General features: G+C 54.6%; 13 protein-coding genes, 1 tRNA gene and 1 other RNA gene. 5 read left to right on the top strand and 10 right to left on the bottom strand.

The genetic code is table 11. The features are described from left to right. Positions 1-3 precede the first annotated feature (3 nt). The 9 genes from dppC to ABGA49_RS07550 all read right to left on the bottom strand — a co-directional run bounded on the left by dppC (position 4) and on the right by ABGA49_RS07550 (position 9,314). Positions 4-906 (bottom strand): dipeptide ABC transporter permease DppC, encoded by a 903-nt coding sequence (gene dppC, locus ABGA49_RS07590; protein WP_347665381.1) that lies wholly within the window; start codon positions 904-906, stop codon positions 4-6. A gap of 9 nt (positions 907-915) precedes the next feature. After that, a complete protein-coding gene (gene dppB, locus ABGA49_RS07585) occupies positions 916-1,935 on the bottom strand; it encodes a dipeptide ABC transporter permease DppB (protein WP_088238290.1) in 1,020 nt (339 codons plus the stop codon). Positions 1,936-2,070: 135 nt separating this feature from the next. Beyond that, positions 2,071-3,678, bottom strand: coding sequence for a dipeptide ABC transporter periplasmic-binding protein DppA (gene dppA / locus ABGA49_RS07580; RefSeq protein ID WP_347665380.1), 1,608 nt, complete (start codon positions 3,676-3,678; stop codon positions 2,071-2,073). Between the two features lie 716 nt (positions 3,679-4,394). Then, positions 4,395-4,527, bottom strand: a non-coding RNA gene (locus ABGA49_RS07575) — RtT sRNA. 37 nt (positions 4,528-4,564) lie between these two features. Continuing rightward, positions 4,565-4,641: transfer RNA gene (locus ABGA49_RS07570), tRNA-Pro, on the bottom strand. A gap of 91 nt (positions 4,642-4,732) precedes the next feature. Beyond that, positions 4,733-6,412 (bottom strand): kdo(2)-lipid A phosphoethanolamine 7''-transferase, encoded by a 1,680-nt coding sequence (eptB, locus tag ABGA49_RS07565; protein WP_061492572.1) that lies wholly within the window; start codon positions 6,410-6,412, stop codon positions 4,733-4,735. A gap of 219 nt (positions 6,413-6,631) precedes the next feature. Further along, complete coding sequence (locus ABGA49_RS07560) at positions 6,632-7,063, bottom strand: organic hydroperoxide resistance protein (RefSeq protein ID WP_061492570.1); 432 nt, start codon at positions 7,061-7,063, stop codon at positions 6,632-6,634. A gap of 117 nt (positions 7,064-7,180) precedes the next feature. Then, a complete protein-coding gene (locus ABGA49_RS07555) occupies positions 7,181-8,383 on the bottom strand; it encodes an MFS transporter (protein WP_088238377.1) in 1,203 nt (400 codons plus the stop codon). Between the two features lie 241 nt (positions 8,384-8,624). Next, complete coding sequence (locus ABGA49_RS07550; protein ID WP_061492566.1) at positions 8,625-9,314, bottom strand: autotransporter domain-containing protein; 690 nt, start codon at positions 9,312-9,314, stop codon at positions 8,625-8,627. Positions 9,315-9,463: 149 nt separating this feature from the next. Here ABGA49_RS07550 and tag point away from each other — a divergent pair, with 149 nt between their 5' ends. Together tag and ABGA49_RS07540 are read left to right on the top strand one after the other, a co-directional pair. Next, complete coding sequence (gene tag / locus ABGA49_RS07545) at positions 9,464-10,042, top strand: DNA-3-methyladenine glycosylase I (RefSeq protein WP_061492565.1); 579 nt, start codon at positions 9,464-9,466, stop codon at positions 10,040-10,042. Then, positions 10,023-10,469, top strand: a complete 447-nt coding sequence (locus ABGA49_RS07540) for an N-acetyltransferase (RefSeq protein WP_061492564.1) — start codon at positions 10,023-10,025, stop codon at positions 10,467-10,469. Before tag ends, ABGA49_RS07540 begins: the two co-directional genes overlap by 20 nt. Here the strand turns inward: ABGA49_RS07540 and ABGA49_RS07535 are convergent. Further along, the gene (locus ABGA49_RS07535) at positions 10,432-12,762 is read right to left on the bottom strand and encodes a molybdopterin guanine dinucleotide-containing S/N-oxide reductase (RefSeq protein WP_347665379.1); all 2,331 of its coding nucleotides are present in this window, start codon (positions 12,760-12,762) and stop codon (positions 10,432-10,434) included. The genes ABGA49_RS07540 and ABGA49_RS07535 overlap by 38 nt on opposite strands. Before the next feature lie 229 nt (positions 12,763-12,991). Here ABGA49_RS07535 and ABGA49_RS07530 point away from each other — a divergent pair, with 229 nt between their 5' ends. The 3 genes from ABGA49_RS07530 to ABGA49_RS07520 all read left to right on the top strand — a co-directional run bounded on the left by ABGA49_RS07530 (position 12,992) and on the right by ABGA49_RS07520 (position 15,814). Continuing rightward, on the top strand, positions 12,992-14,008 hold the full coding sequence (locus ABGA49_RS07530; protein WP_061492562.1) for a LacI family DNA-binding transcriptional regulator: 1,017 nt from the start codon (positions 12,992-12,994) through the stop codon (positions 14,006-14,008). Between the two features lie 110 nt (positions 14,009-14,118). Then, entirely contained in the window at positions 14,119-14,880 is a 762-nt protein-coding gene (locus tag ABGA49_RS07525; protein ID WP_347665378.1) for a sugar phosphate isomerase/epimerase, read from the top strand. Next, positions 14,873-15,814: a sugar kinase gene (locus ABGA49_RS07520; protein ID WP_347665377.1), complete on the top strand. Its 942-nt coding sequence runs from the start codon at positions 14,873-14,875 to the stop codon at positions 15,812-15,814. The genes ABGA49_RS07525 and ABGA49_RS07520 overlap by 8 nt, the downstream gene beginning before the upstream one ends. Positions 15,815-15,883: the final 69 nt, after the last annotated feature.

Here is a 15,883-nt window from a genome sequence, read left to right as displayed (position 1 = left end):
CTCTTACTGCTTCAGTTTGGGATCGAGCGCATCGCGCAGGCCGTCACCCATCAGGTTAAATGCCAGCACCGTCAGCAAGATCGCGACGCCCGGGAAGGTCACGACCCACCAGGCACTTTGTGCGAACTGCAACACGTCGGAGAGCATGGTGCCCCACTCCGGTGTTGGCGGCTGCGCACCCATGCCAAGGAAGCCAAGGGCGGCCATATCGAGAATGGCGTTAGAGAAACCGAGCGACGCCTGAACAATCAGCGGCGCAAGGCAGTTCGGGAAAATGTTAATGAACATCTGGCGCATCGCCCCCGCACCGGCGACGCGGGAGGCAGTCACATAGTCGCGATTCACCTCCACCAGCACGGCGGCGCGGGTGAGTCGGACATAATGTGGCAACGCCACAAAAGTAAGCGCCAGCGAGGCATTGACTATCGACGGACCAAAAATGGCCACCAGAACCAGCGCCAGCAACAAGCTCGGCAGGGCCAGCATAATGTCGACAATGCGCATGATAACGTTGTCGATAACACCGCCAAAGTAACCTGCGACCAGGCCAAGGATGATACCGGCAATCAACGACAGCACCACCACCAGACAACCGACCAGCAGCGACAGGCGCGCGCCGAACATCAAACGCGACAACGTATCGCGGCCCACATCATCCGTCCCCAGAATGTGCGACCAGGTGCCGCCATCCTGCCAGACCGGTGGCGCGAGCAGCGCATCACGGAATTGATCCGCCGGGTTATGCGGTGCCAAGTAATTGGCGAACACGGCGATAATCAGCATGATAAGAACGTAAACCAGCCCTACAACGGCGCCTTTGTTACGTTTGAAATAGTGCCAGAACTCCTGCAACGGGGTCATCGGTACCGGTGCGGTTACAATTTTATTTTCAGTGACTTGTGACATGATGGCCCCTTACTTCTTATGCCGGATACGCGGGTTCACCACGCCGTAGAGCAGGTCGACCAGCAGGTTGACGAGGATGATCATCGTCGCGACCAGTAATACCCCACCCTGAACAACCGGATAGTCGCGGCGTTGCAGCGCATCAATCAGCCAGCGGCCAAGGCCCGGCCAGGAAAAGATGGTTTCGGTCAGAATAGCGCCCGCCAGCAACGTGCCGACTTGCAGACCAATAACCGTCACCACCGGCAACATCGCATTACGCAGGGCATGAACAATAATCACGCGCATACGGGTCAGCCCTTTTGCACGCGCGGTACGAATATAATCTTCACCCAGCACTTCCAGCATTGAGGAGCGCGTCATACGCACAATCACCGCCAGTGGAATCGTACCGAGCACAATGGCCGGCAGGATCATATGCGCGAGGGCGTCAATAAAGTTCCCCTCTTCCCCCCAGATGGCGGTATCGATCAGCATAAACCCGGTGAGAGGGTTACTGTCGTCGAGGAACACCATATCGCTGACACGCCCGGAGACCGGCGTCAGGTTGAGTTGCACGGATACCAGCATGATAAGCATCATGCCCCACCAGAAGATTGGCATCGAATAACCGGTCAGCGCGAGGCTCACTGCGGTGTGATCGAAAATGGAACCGCGCTTCACGGCAGCCATAACGCCGACCGGAATACCTACGGCAACGGCAAAAATCATGGCGCAGATACCGAGTTCAAGCGTCGCTTTAAAACGCGGCACGAACTCGTCCCACACCGGAAGACGGCTCTTGAGAGAGAGACCTAAATCACCATGCAGTACGCCCCATACATAATGGACGTACTGTTCCCAGAGCGGCTTGTCGAGCCCAAGCTCGGCCAGCAACTGGGCGTGACGCTCAGGAGAGATACCACGCTCACCTGCCATGATCATCACCGGATCGCCGGGGATCATATGGACAAAGGCAAAGGTGAGAAGGGTGATACCGATAAACGTGGGGATAACCAGCCCCAAACGTCGGAGAATGAACTGCAACATAACCCGGATTCTCAGTAGTGACGCAGCGCCTGGCGACGATGCATCTGTATTGCTCACAAATGTAAATTCCCTGCAAGCAGGAAATACGCTTACCCCCTCTCCCCGGAGGGAAGAGGGGGTAAAGCTTCGTGCTTTTTATTCGACAGACACGTTTTCGAAGTGGTGTTTGCCTAATGGGTCAACCACGTAGCCTTTGACTTCTTTACGCACTGGCTCGTAAACGGTGGAGTGTGCCACGATCAGCGCCGGAGCCTGGTCATGCATCACTACCTGCGCCTGTTTGTAAAGTTCAATACGCTTGTTGTGGTCGTCGGTGGCACGCGCCGGTTGAATCAGATCTTCAAACGGTTTATAGCACCAGCGGGAGTAGTTGGAGCCATCTTTTGCCGCAGCGCAGCTAAACAGGGTGGCGAAGAAGTTATCCGGATCCCCGTTGTCGCCGGTCCAGCCCATCATCACCGCCTGGTGTTCGCCTGCTTTCGCACGCTTCAGGTATTCACCCCACTCGTAAGTGACGATCTTGGCCTGCACGCCGACTTTCGCCCAGTCAGCCTGAATCATCTCTGCCATACGGCGAGCGTTCGGGTTGTACGGACGCTGTACCGGCATCGCCCACAGCTCAACGGTAAAGCCTTTATCCTGACCGGCTTCTTTCAGCAGTTGTTTCGCCTTCTCAGGATCGTAGGTGTAATCTTTAACGTCGTCGTTATAGCCCCACATGGTCGGCGGGATCAGGTTTTTCGCCGCAACGCCCGCGCCTTGGTACACCGCTTTGATGATCGCTTCTTTATTCACCGCGTAAGTCAGCGCCTGACGCACTTTCACGTCATCAAACGGTTTTTTCTCGGTGTTGAAAGACATGTAGCCGACGTTCAGACCCGCCTGCTCCATCAGGTTGATACTTTTGTCTTCCTTCATGCGCGCAATGTCAGCCGGGTTCGGGTACGGCATAACCTGGCATTCATTTTTCTGCAGTTTTGCATAACGTACAGAGGCATCAGGCGTGATGGAGAAGACCAGACGGTCAATTTTCGGCTTGGTACCCCAGAAGCCTTCAAACGCTTTGTACAGAATGCGGGAGTCTTTCTGGTACTGCAGCAGTTGGAACGGACCGGTACCGATCGGATCGAGGTCAACTTTCTCCGGGGTGCCTGCTTTCAGCATGTTGTCTGCGTATTCTTTGGACAGGATGGAAGCAAAGTCCATTGCCAGGTCAGCCAGGAACGGCGACTCAGGACGCGTCAGCACGAACTGCACCGTGTGATCGTCGACTTTCTTCACTTCGCTAATCAGGTCTGGCAGCCCCATGCCTTCAAAGTATTCGTAGCTGCCACCAGAGACTTTGTGGTACGGGTTTTGCGCGTTTTTCTGACGATCAAAAGAGAACACGACGTCGTCAGCGTTGAATTCACGCGTCGGTTTGAAATCTTTGTTGTTCTGCCACTTCACGCCTTTACGCAGGTGGAAAGTGTAGGTTTTGCCATCGGCGCTGACGTCCCACTTTTCAGCCAGACCCGGAATGACTTCAGTGGTGCCGGTTTTAAATTCTACCAGACGGTTATAGATCGGCACTGAGCTGGCATCGTAAGTAGTACCAGAAGTGAAAAGCTGTGGGTTGAAGCCTTCAGGCGAACCTTCAGAACAATAAACCAGGGTTTTTGCTTGCACGCTGGCCGCGACGGTCATTGCCACCAGGCTAAGACCGAGCTTCAGCATCCCTGACTTCTTCAAGGAAATACTCATTGATTCTGCTCCAATGTGATATGTGTTGTTACCCATGCATGGGTATATCCGACAGGCCTTTATTAGTTTTTTACCCGGTCTGGTCGGTAGTGCCCGAGGGCGTTATGAGAGATGGGGATTCCTTTCACAAGGTTGACTGAGTTGCAGTACAGATTCTCCTTGAAATGCCCCTCATGCCCTACAATCTGTCAACAGAATGTCAAAACGTCAATACAGGTAACCGGGATTTACACCGGCGGTGAGAATCCGCAGACAAAGTTTAAAAAAACTTCAAGCCTCTATTTTCAGCAGAGAAAATTGTGCTACCGCCATGATGGCAGAATAATCACCTTGCTATCAGAAAGTATCCAGTGATTAACATTCATCCAGATTATGAAAAAATTCTTACGGAATGCTGAATATATGAGCGATTAATACCGAGAACGTTAAAACGCACAGCGTAATATGCTGACTCTATCTATAAGCAACGCGAAAAAAGATTCATCTATATATAAAAAAATACAATGGAATATCTCACAAAACAGGGAGCTGGCAGTGAGAAGTGAGGATAAGGGCGATTTCAGACGCCCTTGTCCGGTTTCGTTTGTATCGGTAGGTCAGATTACCCTGCCGACAGGATCGTTCAGCGCGGAAAGAGAAGATGAAGCCGTACTCAGGCAAATTTTTCAAAGGCAGAAAGCAAAAAACCCAACCTCGCGGTTGGGTTTTTCTGAATTTGGTCGGTGATAGAGGATGACTCGCCACTGTGTGGCTCGCCCTGCGGGCCGTTGCTGAAGCAACGTTCTCTCGCTACGCTCGGGTCGAACCTCCACCCCCGGAGGTTCTCATCCTCTTTTCAGAGGCAGAAAGCAAAAAACCCAACCTTCCGGTTGGGTTTTTCTGAATTTGGTCGGTGATAGAGGATTCGAACCTCCGACCCCTTCGTCCCGAACGAAGTGCGCTACCAGGCTGCGCCAATCACCGAATGCGGGGCGCATCTTACTGCCCCCAACATGCTCCGTCAATCCCTTAATGTAAAAAAGCGTACTGACTGATGATAAAGCCAGCAGAGCACTTACTTCGCGGGCTGAGCCGGGAGATGGCACCAGTTGTTGTTCTCGTTTATCCCGCCATTCGGCGAGGTGTAACCGAGGCATCCCATAATGGTGTCATACAGTTCAACGTGGCGGCGCGCAGTCTTGTACTCCGCCTGTTGCTTCAGTTGAGCAAACATCTTCGCCTTGTCCGGATCCTGTAAGTACTTATCCGACATCCACACCATCATCGGCACGCGGAACTGCTCTGGTGGTGCCATTTTACGCGGCGTACCGTGCAGGTGCTCTTTATCGTTAATAGACTCACCATGGTCAGCGGCATAGAAGATAATCGCTTTACGGTCACGCAGCTTATCGATCACCGTATCGATAAACGAATCTACATAGGTCACCGAGTTATCATACGAGTTAATCAACTCCTCTTTGCTGCATTTACCCGAGGCCTGACACTCCGGTGTCCACTGCGCGAAACTGCGCGGATAACGCTGGGTGTAGTTAAAGTGCGACCCTTTGGTATGCAAGATAATCATGTGCTTACCATTTTTCTTATTGTCCAGCGAGCGTTGCATCTCATCGATAAGCAACATGTCATCCACGCTTTTGCCGCGGTTGCGCGGCTCCGCGCCAATCTGTTCACGGTAGGCAATGTTATCTGCCATTGTGTTGCTGTAGAACCACATCTCGCTTTGCATTGCATATAAATCAGTGGTGAATCCCAACTGCTTGAGTACAGAAAAAACATTTTGCTCTTTCAACGTGCGTTGCGGGTTATCATCCGCACCGCCTTCACGGACAAACATGCAGCGCAACGAGAGTTTTGTCGCCGTATCGCAAGACTCACCGCGAAACGCGACAAGATTTTTCTCCTGCGCCAGTTTCGGCGTGGTATTACGGGAGTAGCCCAGCATGCCCATATGATCCCAGCGCGTGGTCTCACCGATAATAAACACCACCCAGGTATCGTCGATCCCCTTCGGCGCCACGTAGGTAAATTTTGTCGCCGGGTTTATCAGCGATTTATTGTCCGAGGATTCATCCACCTGCGCCCAGGCATAGAGCCCCAGTGCAGAGAGCCAGTTCGACGGTAAATAGGAGTTCGCCACCACGCCGCCATAGCTTGGCATATCGACGCCAGAGATTTTCTCGTCATCTTTTTGCTGCATATCGAGCAGGCGAATCGGTCCCCAGACCATTAACCCCGCCAGCACCACCACCGTGACGCTGCGAAGGCGCTGCCCCGGAGTGTGCAACTGGCGCAGTAAGGTATAACGGCAGCGGTTGCTCCAGATAAACAGCAGCGGAAGCGCGCTGACCATCACCACCCAGACAATAAGCCGCCAACCCACCACTTCCTTCGATAAATCGATATCGGTGGTCATCACTGAGGCAATAATGCCATAGCCAATCACCACGTTGAGGAAGGTCATATAGAAGCTGGCGCTGGCGGAGAACAACACGACCAGCGAGGCCAGTACACGCCAGGCGCGACGGCCGAATAACGACAACACACGCAGTAAGAAAAACGTGACCAGTACCGTACCAACAAGTTCGACTACCGCAGAGAGTCCTTTCAAAACGGTGAACGCTTGCGCATAACCGTCAAACCGACGGTAAAAAACTGCGCTATTCATAAACAGACCGATATACAACGCCAGAAAGAAGCTCAGCTTCTGCTGGGTCATCGTTTTGATGTAACTCATGCAAACAACCCTGGTAAAGGGGAAGAATACGCTCCTGACAAACGTCGACCAGTAACGGATGCAGGCTAATATGTCGCGGTGGAAGTTAACACAGGAAACTTCTAAAGCGCGGTAAGTAGACCATAGCGGGGCGGAAAAGTGTCAACCGGGAGTGCTCGCCGACCACATATTTACAAAAATATCAGGTCGGCGTCAGAAAAATGTCACTGAAAGCGGTTATCAGGAGGTGATAACGTTAAGCTTAACGTCAATGTTACCGCGTGTTGCATTGGAGTAGGGGCAAACAATGTGCGCTTTTTGCACCAGCGCTTCGGCTTCCTGATGATCCATGCCTGGCAGGTGAATGTCGAGTTGCGCTTCGATACCAAAGCCGGTCGGCAACGGGCCAATGCCTACCTGTCCCTCAATGTATGCCTCCTGCGGTACTTTCTTTTTCTCTACCGAGGCAACGTGTTTCAGTGCGCCAAGAAAACAGGCAGAGTAGCCCGCAGCAAAGAGTTGCTCCGGATTGGTGACTTCGCCGCCTGCCCCGCCCATCTCCTTCGGCACACCCAGTTTCACATCCAGCACACCATCAGAAGAGACCGCGCGACCATCACGGCCTCCGGTTGCTTTGGCTTTCGCACGGTAAACTACTTTTTCTAAAGACATGTAAGACTCCTTCTGTTGGAAGAACCTGACAAGTAAGGATAGTCGCTCTGGCGGAAATTTGCGGTAGGGACAAAAAAACCGCCGTTGCAGCGGCGGTTTTCAGACAGCGAAGACGATTCAGGCATGGGCTTCTTTATAGAGGCGGCGTTGCGGTTGACGAATGGTGCTCGACAGCGCCAACGACACAATCAGCAGGGCAAAGATAACGCAAAAAGTGACATAAAAGCCGCCAAACAGCGAGGCGATAATCGAACCGCAAATACTGCCAATACCAAAGCCCAGATAAATCACCCCGTAGTTTTTCGCCAGGTTGTTCAGGCCGAAGAACTCGCTCACCAGTGACGGGAATACGGTGATGGTGCCGCCAAAGTTAAACGCAACACAGGCAATAGCGGCGAAGAACGTTGTGGCATTCAACGGTGCGAACAGCAGTGCCGCCATTCCCACCAGCGAAATCACCTGGCCGAGGGTGATCACGCGGATACGTGCCATCTTGTCAGACAGGATCCCCAGTACCAGGCGGCCGCTCAGGTTGGCAATGGCAATCACCGTCACCGCATTAGCAGCTGTCGCCACATCCAGATGCACCATGCCCTGCGCAATATCTTTCGCCACACCAATCACATACAGGCCGCTCATGCAGGCGGTCAGGAACATCACCGCCAGCATCCAGTACTGCGGTTTACGCATTGACTGCGCCAGCGTGAAGTCATTTTCCACAACACCGTTGACGGAGGCGGTTTTCTGCAGTGGAGCATCGGTCATCAAGGTGGCACCGAACACAATCATTACCAGCACCATCGCCCCCCAGATCATAAAGGTGTTTTCCAGACCAACGGTGGCAAGCAGGTGGCTGTCGATAAATTTGAATCCCAGACTGCCAAGACCATAAGAGCCAATGGAAAAGGCCGAAATCAGCCCTTTGCGTTCCGGGAACCATTTAACACAGTTGGAGAGGGTTAACAGATAACCTGCGCCGTCCGCCAACCCGACCAGCACGCCTGCGCTGAGCCACAACATCAGCAGGCTATGGGAGTGTGCTGTCAGAAAGAAACCCATACCAAGCAGGATCCCGGAGGCCATCGTGACGCGTTTTACACCAAAACGTTCCTGTAATTTACCGGCCACAGACGACGAGAGCGCCAGACCCAGGCTCAGCAAACCAAAGGAGAAAGCCACCTGGCTTACCGGCTGATCCAGCTTTTCCGCCAGCGAACTATTGAACAGACTCCAGGTATAAACAGACCCTAACGCAAATTGCGTAATGATAGTGCCGACCAGCGTCAGCCAGCGCGTGCGATTAACAGTTGAAGTATTCATGGCAGTCGTCCTGCAGAAAGTAAAAAAGAATTCACTGCAGACAACCATAACGAAGCGCATTTCATGCCAGGGTGAAAAAGGCATGAAATGCAGTAAGGAGGGAATGAAATGCATCTGTACGGGAATGAACGGCACAGTGAAAATTCACCGTCGCCATTTGCTTATGTGAGTTAGTGCATACTATCGACAGAACACGCGCCGTTATTGTTTCTCAAGTGTAAAATATTTGTTTTAAATACACTTAAAAACGCGCACTTACACCCATGCTATAAAGGTAATTCAGCCCGAGGGTCTCATTTTCTGACTGCGACATCGACGCATAGGCAGCCAGGTGTCTGCTCAGCAGCATATCTGCCCCGAGGGAGACATCCAGCCAGTTGCCGTACTGATTAGCGGGAGTGAGACGGGAAACGCCGGACTGACTCTTCCAGACGTTTTCGCCAACTTGCTGGTTATAGCTAACTTGCGCCCAGGGGCGCAGATCGCCGAAGCGGCTATCCAGGCGCCATCCCAGAGAGCTGACGCTGGCATGCCACAGCGGATCGCTGTACTGCATGGTGGTCGCGCTGTCGCCGAATTCGTTATACATTGAAGTCATTGAACCATCGTAATGCCACACCGCTACCGGCCCCGTTGTCACATCACGCGCCAGCGGGAAATTCAGCCCCACACTCATGGTATTAGTGGCATCCAGCGGTGTGTCATCTGGCAGGTTAAAAGCAATGCCCGGCGAATTCTGCGTGGAGCGGATACGCTCTTCCAGAATGTCGTTGTAGCGCGGCTGGCGTTCGCTATCCCAGATATAGCGTTCAGGCGGCGTACTCTGATGCCCGGTAACAGAATATTCTTGCTGCCAGGCTATTGCCGCCTGGCAAAAAAAGAGACAGACAGGCACCAGTGCAAGCGAGAGGCCACTATTGGTTATTCTCATCAATATGCGACTCCAGAAAAAGAGCCGGATCCGGCGTAATAGTTATCGTTTTTGGCGGGTCTATAACCCTTATTTAACTATTGCCTTTTTAACACACTCGTCAAGACAGGCTGACGATTATTTGAATATATCGCGAACGGAGTAACACTATGCAACGTTGTGGTTGGGTCACTCAGGATCCGCTCTATCTTGCTTACCACGATACGGAGTGGGGAGTTGCGGAAAAGGACGGCAAAAAATTGTTTGAAATGATCTGCCTGGAAGGGCAACAGGCCGGGTTGTCGTGGATCACCGTATTGAAAAAACGCGAAAATTACCGCAACGCGTTCCATCAGTTCGACCCTGAACGTGTGGCAGCAATGACGGCTGAGGATGTGGAACATCTGCTGCAAAATGCCGGAATTATTCGCCATCGCGGCAAGATTGAAGCGATCATTGGCAACGCCCGCGCCTACCTGTCGATGGCGCAAAACGGCGAATCATTTTCAGATTTTGTCTGGGGCTTCGTCGACCACACACCGCAAATCACAAGCGCTGCCGCACTGAGTGAAATCCCAACGTCAACACCTGCGTCAGATGCATTATCAAAGGCGCTAAAAAAACGCGGCTTCAAATTCGTCGGCACCACCATCTGTTACTCCTTTATGCAAGCCTGCGGTCTGGTTAACGATCATATTACCGGCTGCCTCTGCCACCCCGGGGGACAGCATGATCCGCGCGTGGCGTAGTCAGGATCTGTCACCGCTGCTGAACTTATGGCTGGAAAGCACTATCTATGCGCATCCGTTTATTGAGGTGCGCTACTGGTACGAGAGCGAAGCGCTGGTGCGCGACGCTTACCTTCCGTCGGCGAAAACCTGGGTATGGGAAAAAAACGGGACACTGGAAGGGTTTATCAGCGTTATGGATGCGCAGTTTATTGGCGCGCTGTTCGTGCGCCCTACCGCCATAGGCCAGGGAATTGGTAAGGCGCTGATGGATCATGCCAAACAGCGCTTTCCCTGGCTAAGCCTTGAGGTGTATCAGAAAAACGAACGGGCGGTGAACTTCTACCATGCGCAGGGTTTTCGTATTGAAGACAGCGCATGGCAGGAAGAAACACACCACCCGACGTGGATCATGAACTGGCAGGCGGATCAAACGCCGTCAGCGTAAGCGGCGGGCCCTGGTATTTCTCTACCCATGCCAGCGCCGTATTACCCGCGCAACCGTTGCCCAGACGCGAGCTGGGCAAATCTTTGGTCAGCACGTTCACCGCACCGTTTTTACAGATGCCCCCCGCCGCCGGATCGAGATCCGGCCATGCACCTTCATGAATGCAGATAACGCCAGGCTTAATGCCTTCAGTCACCACGGCACCGGCCAACACCTGGCCGCGCCCATTCCACACACGCACCACATCGCCCGCCGCAATGCCCCGCGCCCGGGCATCCTGTGGATGCATGGTCACCGGTTCGCGGCCTGCGACGGCATATTCCTCACGCAAGCGGCTAAAGTTGAGCTGACTGTGCAGGCGATGCGCCGGATGCGCAGATAACACCTGCAACTGCTGCGGTTTGGCGTTACCGTGCCATTCGTCCGGCTCCAGCCACATCGGATGCGGCGGGCAATCCGCATAACCAAAGCTTTGGATACGTTGCGAGAAGATTTCGATTTTCCCACTCGGCGTTTTCAGCGGATTCGCTTGCGGGTCGCGGCGGAAATCGCCAAAGCGCACGAAGCGCGCGTTCTGCTCACTCTCCGGCATCTCAATCAACTGATTGGCTTGCCAGAATGCATCAAATGGCGGCAGCGTCACGTGCTGGCTGGCTCCGCGCTGTGCAGCGATGTTATAAAACGTCTCCAGCCATTGCAGTTCGCTTTTCCCTTCCGTAAAACGCTCGCGGCCGCCGGCTTCCCAACGCTCGCTCAACTCAGCAAACACCGACCAATCATCCCGCGCTTCATACTGCGGCGCGACGACCTGTTTCATCGGCACCAGGTGCTGGTTGCTGTAATCGCCGGTCATGGTCAGATCGTTGCGTTCAAACGAGGTGGTAGCGGGCAACACGATATCGGCGTGCTTCGCCGCCGCCGTCCAGAAGCATTCGGAAATGACCACCAACTCTGGCTTCTGCCAGGCGCGGATGAGCCGGTTGGTATCCTGATGGTGGGTAAAGTTAGCGCCGCCTGCCCACCAGACAAAGCGGATATCCGGAAAGTGGCGATCCATCCCGTTGTGCTGGTACGGCGCACCGGGGTTTTCCAGCGCCTCAATAATGCGGGCAACGGGAATTTTATCCACCGCATCGACACCGTCTCTCACCGTACCCTGCATGGATGCCAGCACCGCTGCACGTCGCGTCGGGTTACCGCCATTCGCGAAATGGTAAGAGAGACCAAAACCCCCGCCAGGGGTGCCAATCTGCCCGAGCATGGCAGCGAGGGTGACCAGCATCCAGTGTTTTTGCTCGCCAAACTGCTGGCGCTGCATCCCCCACCCCGACATCAGCATCGTGGTATTTTCGTGGAAAATAGTGGCCAGTTCGCGGATTTTAGCCGCCTCTATGCCGCAAATACTTGCTGCCCATTCAGCAGTTTTTGCCACGCCATCGCGCTCACCGGTCAGGTAAGTGGCGAACGTGTCGTAACCGACGGTACAACGGGAGAGAAAGTCGTCATCCTGCCAGCCATTCTCCACCAGCGTATGGGCGATACCGAGCATTAAGGCCACGTCCGTGCCCATGTGCGGGGCAATCCACTCAATACTCTCACCGAAGAAGTCGACGGTTTCCGAGCGCATCGGATCGATGCAGATGACCCGCTTGCCGCTTTTGCGCAGCGCGTCAAAGTAAGGGATGCCCTGCTCATCGGTGGCGTTCCAGGCAATCTTCAACGTATTGAGCGGGTTAGCGCTCCACAGCACCACCACATCGCTGTGTTCAAGGATCAACGGCCAGCTGGTCTGCTGCTGGTACACTTCGTTGCTGCCGACGACGTACGGCATAATCGCCTGCGCGGCCCCGGTGGAATAATCCCCAAGATGCCCGGTGTAGCCACCTGCCAGACTCATATACCGCTGTAACAACGTCGCCGCTTTGTGCAGCACACCGTTCGAGCGCCAGCCGTAGGAACCGGCAAAGATGGACGCCGGCCCGTACGTGTCGCGAATACGTTTATGCTGTCGGTGAATCAGCTCCAGCGCCTCATCCCAACTCACGCGTACAAACTCATCCTGCCCACGGACACCCTGCGGGTTTGAGGGCGAGGCCAGAAAACCTTTCCGCACCATTGGATAGCGCACACGCGTTTCGCTATGTACCTGATCCTGCACCACGGTTTGCAGTGAGTTGGGGTGACGGGTTGGCAGTGCGCCACGGGACGCGAGGACCTTTTCGCCGTCAGTGTCGACCAGCATAGGCCCCCAGTGGGCTGCCGTTAGAATCGTTTTGATAGCAGGGTTTGCCAAAGCGCGCTCCTGAATAGCTTGCAGGTGGCGGCGGTTGTTCGCCGCTTTGAATGTATCCTTCTTTGCGTTCTATCATCCACGGCGGCGGCGAGATAGCAAAGAATTAAACGTCATGACGCCCTCACTGCGGGTGATAAGCAACGTGCAGAGCTTATCTTAGTGCTTGATTGCCCGCCATTTCGCGCTAAGGTGTGGGCACATATTCACGTTCATGACGAAGGAAGCAATCATGGCGAAAACGACGCGCGCCACCATCAGCGATGTCGCAAAAGCAGCGAAAACGGGCAAAACCAGTATTTCCCGCTATTTGAACGGTGAAAAACACCTGCTTTCCGACAATCTGCTGGCGCGAATTGAACAGGCGATCGCCGAATTGGATTACCGCCCAAGCCTGATGGCGCGCGGACTGAAACGCGGGCGCACGCGCCTTATCGGTCTGATCATCGCCGATATCACCAATCCCTATTCCGTGCATGTGTTAAGCGGCATCGAAGCGGCGTGCCGTGAAAAGGGGTTCACCCCGCTGGTGTGTAACACCAACAACGAAGTGGATCAGGAACTGCACTATCTCGATCTTCTGCGCAGTTACCAGGTGGAAGGTATTGTGGTCAACGCGGTGGGGATGCGTGAAGAGGGGCTGAATCGCCTGCAACAATCGTCGCTGCCAATGGTGTTAATCGATCGCAAAATCCCTGACTTTGCCTGCGATGTTGTCGGGCTGGATAACACGCAAGCCGCCACCACCGCGACCGAACATCTCATTGAACAGGGTTTTGAAGCGTTGCTGTTTCTGAGCGAACCGCTGGGCACGGTGAATACCCGCCGCGAGCGGCTGAGCGCCTTTCACACCACCCTCGCCCGCTACCCAGGTATGGTGGCGGAAAACGCCGAAACACCGCTGCATGAAGCCGCGCAAATGGACAATACTCTGCGCCAGTTTCATGCCAGCCACCGGGGAATGCGTAAAGCGATCATCTCCGCCAACGGCGCGCTTACCCTGCAGGTTGCCCGCTCGTTGAAGCGCATTGGTCTGAACTGGGGCAGCGATATCGGTTTGCTCGGTTTTGATGAACTGGAGTGGGCCGAGCTGGCAGGAGTGGGTATCACCACTCTCAAACAGCCAACCTGGCAAATCGGTTATGCTGCCGTAGAGCAGGTGGTTCGCCGTATTGAAGGCCACAGCGACACGGTGCGCGAACAGGTTTTCTCCGGTGAACTGATCGTTCGCGGCTCCACATCCCGCTAATAACCTTCGTGATGGCGATCATAATTTCACCATTGTGATCTTTTCTTTGGAACCGGTTCCATCTAGCGTTAAAGGCAGATGAACGCAATGTCGATGCCTGGAGCCGGACTATGCCAAGAAAAATTATCGTCGTCACCACCGCCTACGGCCATGACTACCTTCACGCGCAGGGTGGGCAGATTGCCGTCCTGCCGATCATTGCCAATGCGGGTGCCGACGGCGTGGAAATCCGCCGTGAACTGCTGAGCGACGAGGAACTGGCGCATCTGCCTTCGCTGGCGTTCGCCGTCGAAGTCAACAATCTGCTGGCCTGTTATTCTGCTCCCGAGCCGCTGTGCCTGGCAGATGGGGCGCTCAATCCCTGTTTACCCGCGCTGCTGGAAGAAACACGCTTGCTCAACGCGCTGTGGCTGAAAGTCTCGCTTGGTCATTTTCAGGACAGTGCCGTGCTGGCAACGTTGGGCGACTGGCTGGCGAGCAGTGGGGTTGCGCTGGTGGTGGAAAACGATCAAACAGCATGCGGCACACTGGCGGCGATGCAACGTTTTCAGGCAGCCTGCCAGGCCCAAGCTTTGCCGGTCACGCTGACCTTTGATACCGGCAACTGGTTATGGGCAGGAGATGCGCCTGAACAGGCCGCCCGCCAGCTTGCTCCCGCCGTCAGCTATATCCATGTCAAAGCCGCCGTCGCCGATGGCGAACGTTTTCGCGCGGTGCCGCCGGACCAGGCCGACCCTCGCTGGTTAGCCCTGCTTAATGCCTTACCCGCCGATGCGCCACGCGGTATTGAATTCCCGCTTATCGGGGATTCCCCGATCGAGGTCACCCGTTATTACGTCAACTTATTACGTGAGGAGCCACGCCATGCATAACCCGTTGGATGTGATCACTGTCGGTGAAGCGATGGCGATGTTTGTCGCCACCGAAACCGGCACGCTTGCTGATGCGACGCAGTTTATTAAACGCGCGGCCGGCGCGGAACTGAATGTCGCAACCGGGCTGGCACGGCTTGGGTTAAAAGTGAGTTGGGTCAGCCGTGTTGGCGATGACAGCTTTGGCCATTTTATTCTCAACACATTGCGTAAAGAGGGAATCGATAGTACCGGTGTGACCCTCGACGGGCGCTACGCAACGGGTTTCCAGTTGAAATCGAAAGCTGAAGATGGAACCGATCCCATCGTAGAGTATTTCCGTAAAGGTTCCGCCGCCAGTTACCTGTCGCCAGAAGATTTTAATGCCGCTGCCTTTCACCAGGCACGTCATCTGCATCTGAGCGGGGTAGCGGCGGCATTGTCGACCACCTCTTATGCATTACTGGACCATGCCGCGCGGAGCATGAAAGCGCAGGGTAAGAGCATCTCGTTTGATCCTAATCTGCGCCCGGTGTTATGGCGTAGCGAGGCGGAAATGGTAACGAAGCTGAACCATCTCGCTTTTCAGGCCGACTGGGTGCTGCCGGGGCTCAAAGAGGGCATCGTTCTCACCGGCCAGCGTACCCCTGAAGGTATCGCTGATTTCTACCTGCAACACGGCGTGAAGGCAGTGGTGATCAAGACCGGGGCGGATGGCGCGTGGTTTAAAACGGCCAGCGGCGAACAGGGAGCGGTCGCGCCGGTAAAAGTGGAAAACGTGGTGGACACCGTCGGTGCCGGAGATGGCTTCGCCGTGGGCGTGATCAGCGCCCTGCTGGAAGGCAAATCCCTGCCTGACGCCGTGCGTCGGGGTAATGCTATTGGCGCACTAGCAATACAGGTGCCGGGAGACAGCGAGGGATTGCCAACGCGTGAACAACTCGGGGCGTTATAACGTTAGCGCCCGTTTTATCGCAACTCACTACCGCGCTGTACCCTACATACAGACGGCAAACAACCTCCA

This window comes from Kosakonia sp. WA-90, from assembly GCF_039871955.1.
GTDB classification, from domain to species: domain Bacteria; phylum Pseudomonadota; class Gammaproteobacteria; order Enterobacterales; family Enterobacteriaceae; genus Kosakonia; species Kosakonia oryzendophytica.
The sequence above is the reverse complement of the archived record's forward strand: the minus strand, read 5'-3'. Positions and strand labels throughout refer to the sequence as shown.

Coding starts and splice junctions, on each gene's coding strand:
- dppC (WP_347665381.1), bottom strand. CDS start 906: ATGTCACAAGTCACTGAAAATAAAATTGTAACCGCACCGGTACCGATG.
- dppB (WP_088238290.1), bottom strand. CDS start 1,935: ATGTTGCAGTTCATTCTCCGACGTTTGGGGCTGGTTATCCCCACGTTT.
- dppA (WP_347665380.1), bottom strand. CDS start 3,678: ATGAGTATTTCCTTGAAGAAGTCAGGGATGCTGAAGCTCGGTCTTAGC.
- eptB (WP_061492572.1), bottom strand. CDS start 6,412: ATGAGTTACATCAAAACGATGACCCAGCAGAAGCTGAGCTTCTTTCTG.
- ABGA49_RS07560 (WP_061492570.1), bottom strand. CDS start 7,063: ATGTCTTTAGAAAAAGTAGTTTACCGTGCGAAAGCCAAAGCAACCGGA.
- ABGA49_RS07555 (WP_088238377.1), bottom strand. CDS start 8,383: ATGAATACTTCAACTGTTAATCGCACGCGCTGGCTGACGCTGGTCGGC.
- ABGA49_RS07550 (WP_061492566.1), bottom strand. CDS start 9,314: ATGAGAATAACCAATAGTGGCCTCTCGCTTGCACTGGTGCCTGTCTGT.
- tag (WP_061492565.1), top strand. CDS start 9,464: ATGCAACGTTGTGGTTGGGTCACTCAGGATCCGCTCTATCTTGCTTAC.
- ABGA49_RS07540 (WP_061492564.1), top strand. CDS start 10,023: ATGATCCGCGCGTGGCGTAGTCAGGATCTGTCACCGCTGCTGAACTTA.
- ABGA49_RS07530 (WP_061492562.1), top strand. CDS start 12,992: ATGGCGAAAACGACGCGCGCCACCATCAGCGATGTCGCAAAAGCAGCG.
- ABGA49_RS07525 (WP_347665378.1), top strand. CDS start 14,119: ATGCCAAGAAAAATTATCGTCGTCACCACCGCCTACGGCCATGACTAC.
- ABGA49_RS07520 (WP_347665377.1), top strand. CDS start 14,873: ATGCATAACCCGTTGGATGTGATCACTGTCGGTGAAGCGATGGCGATG.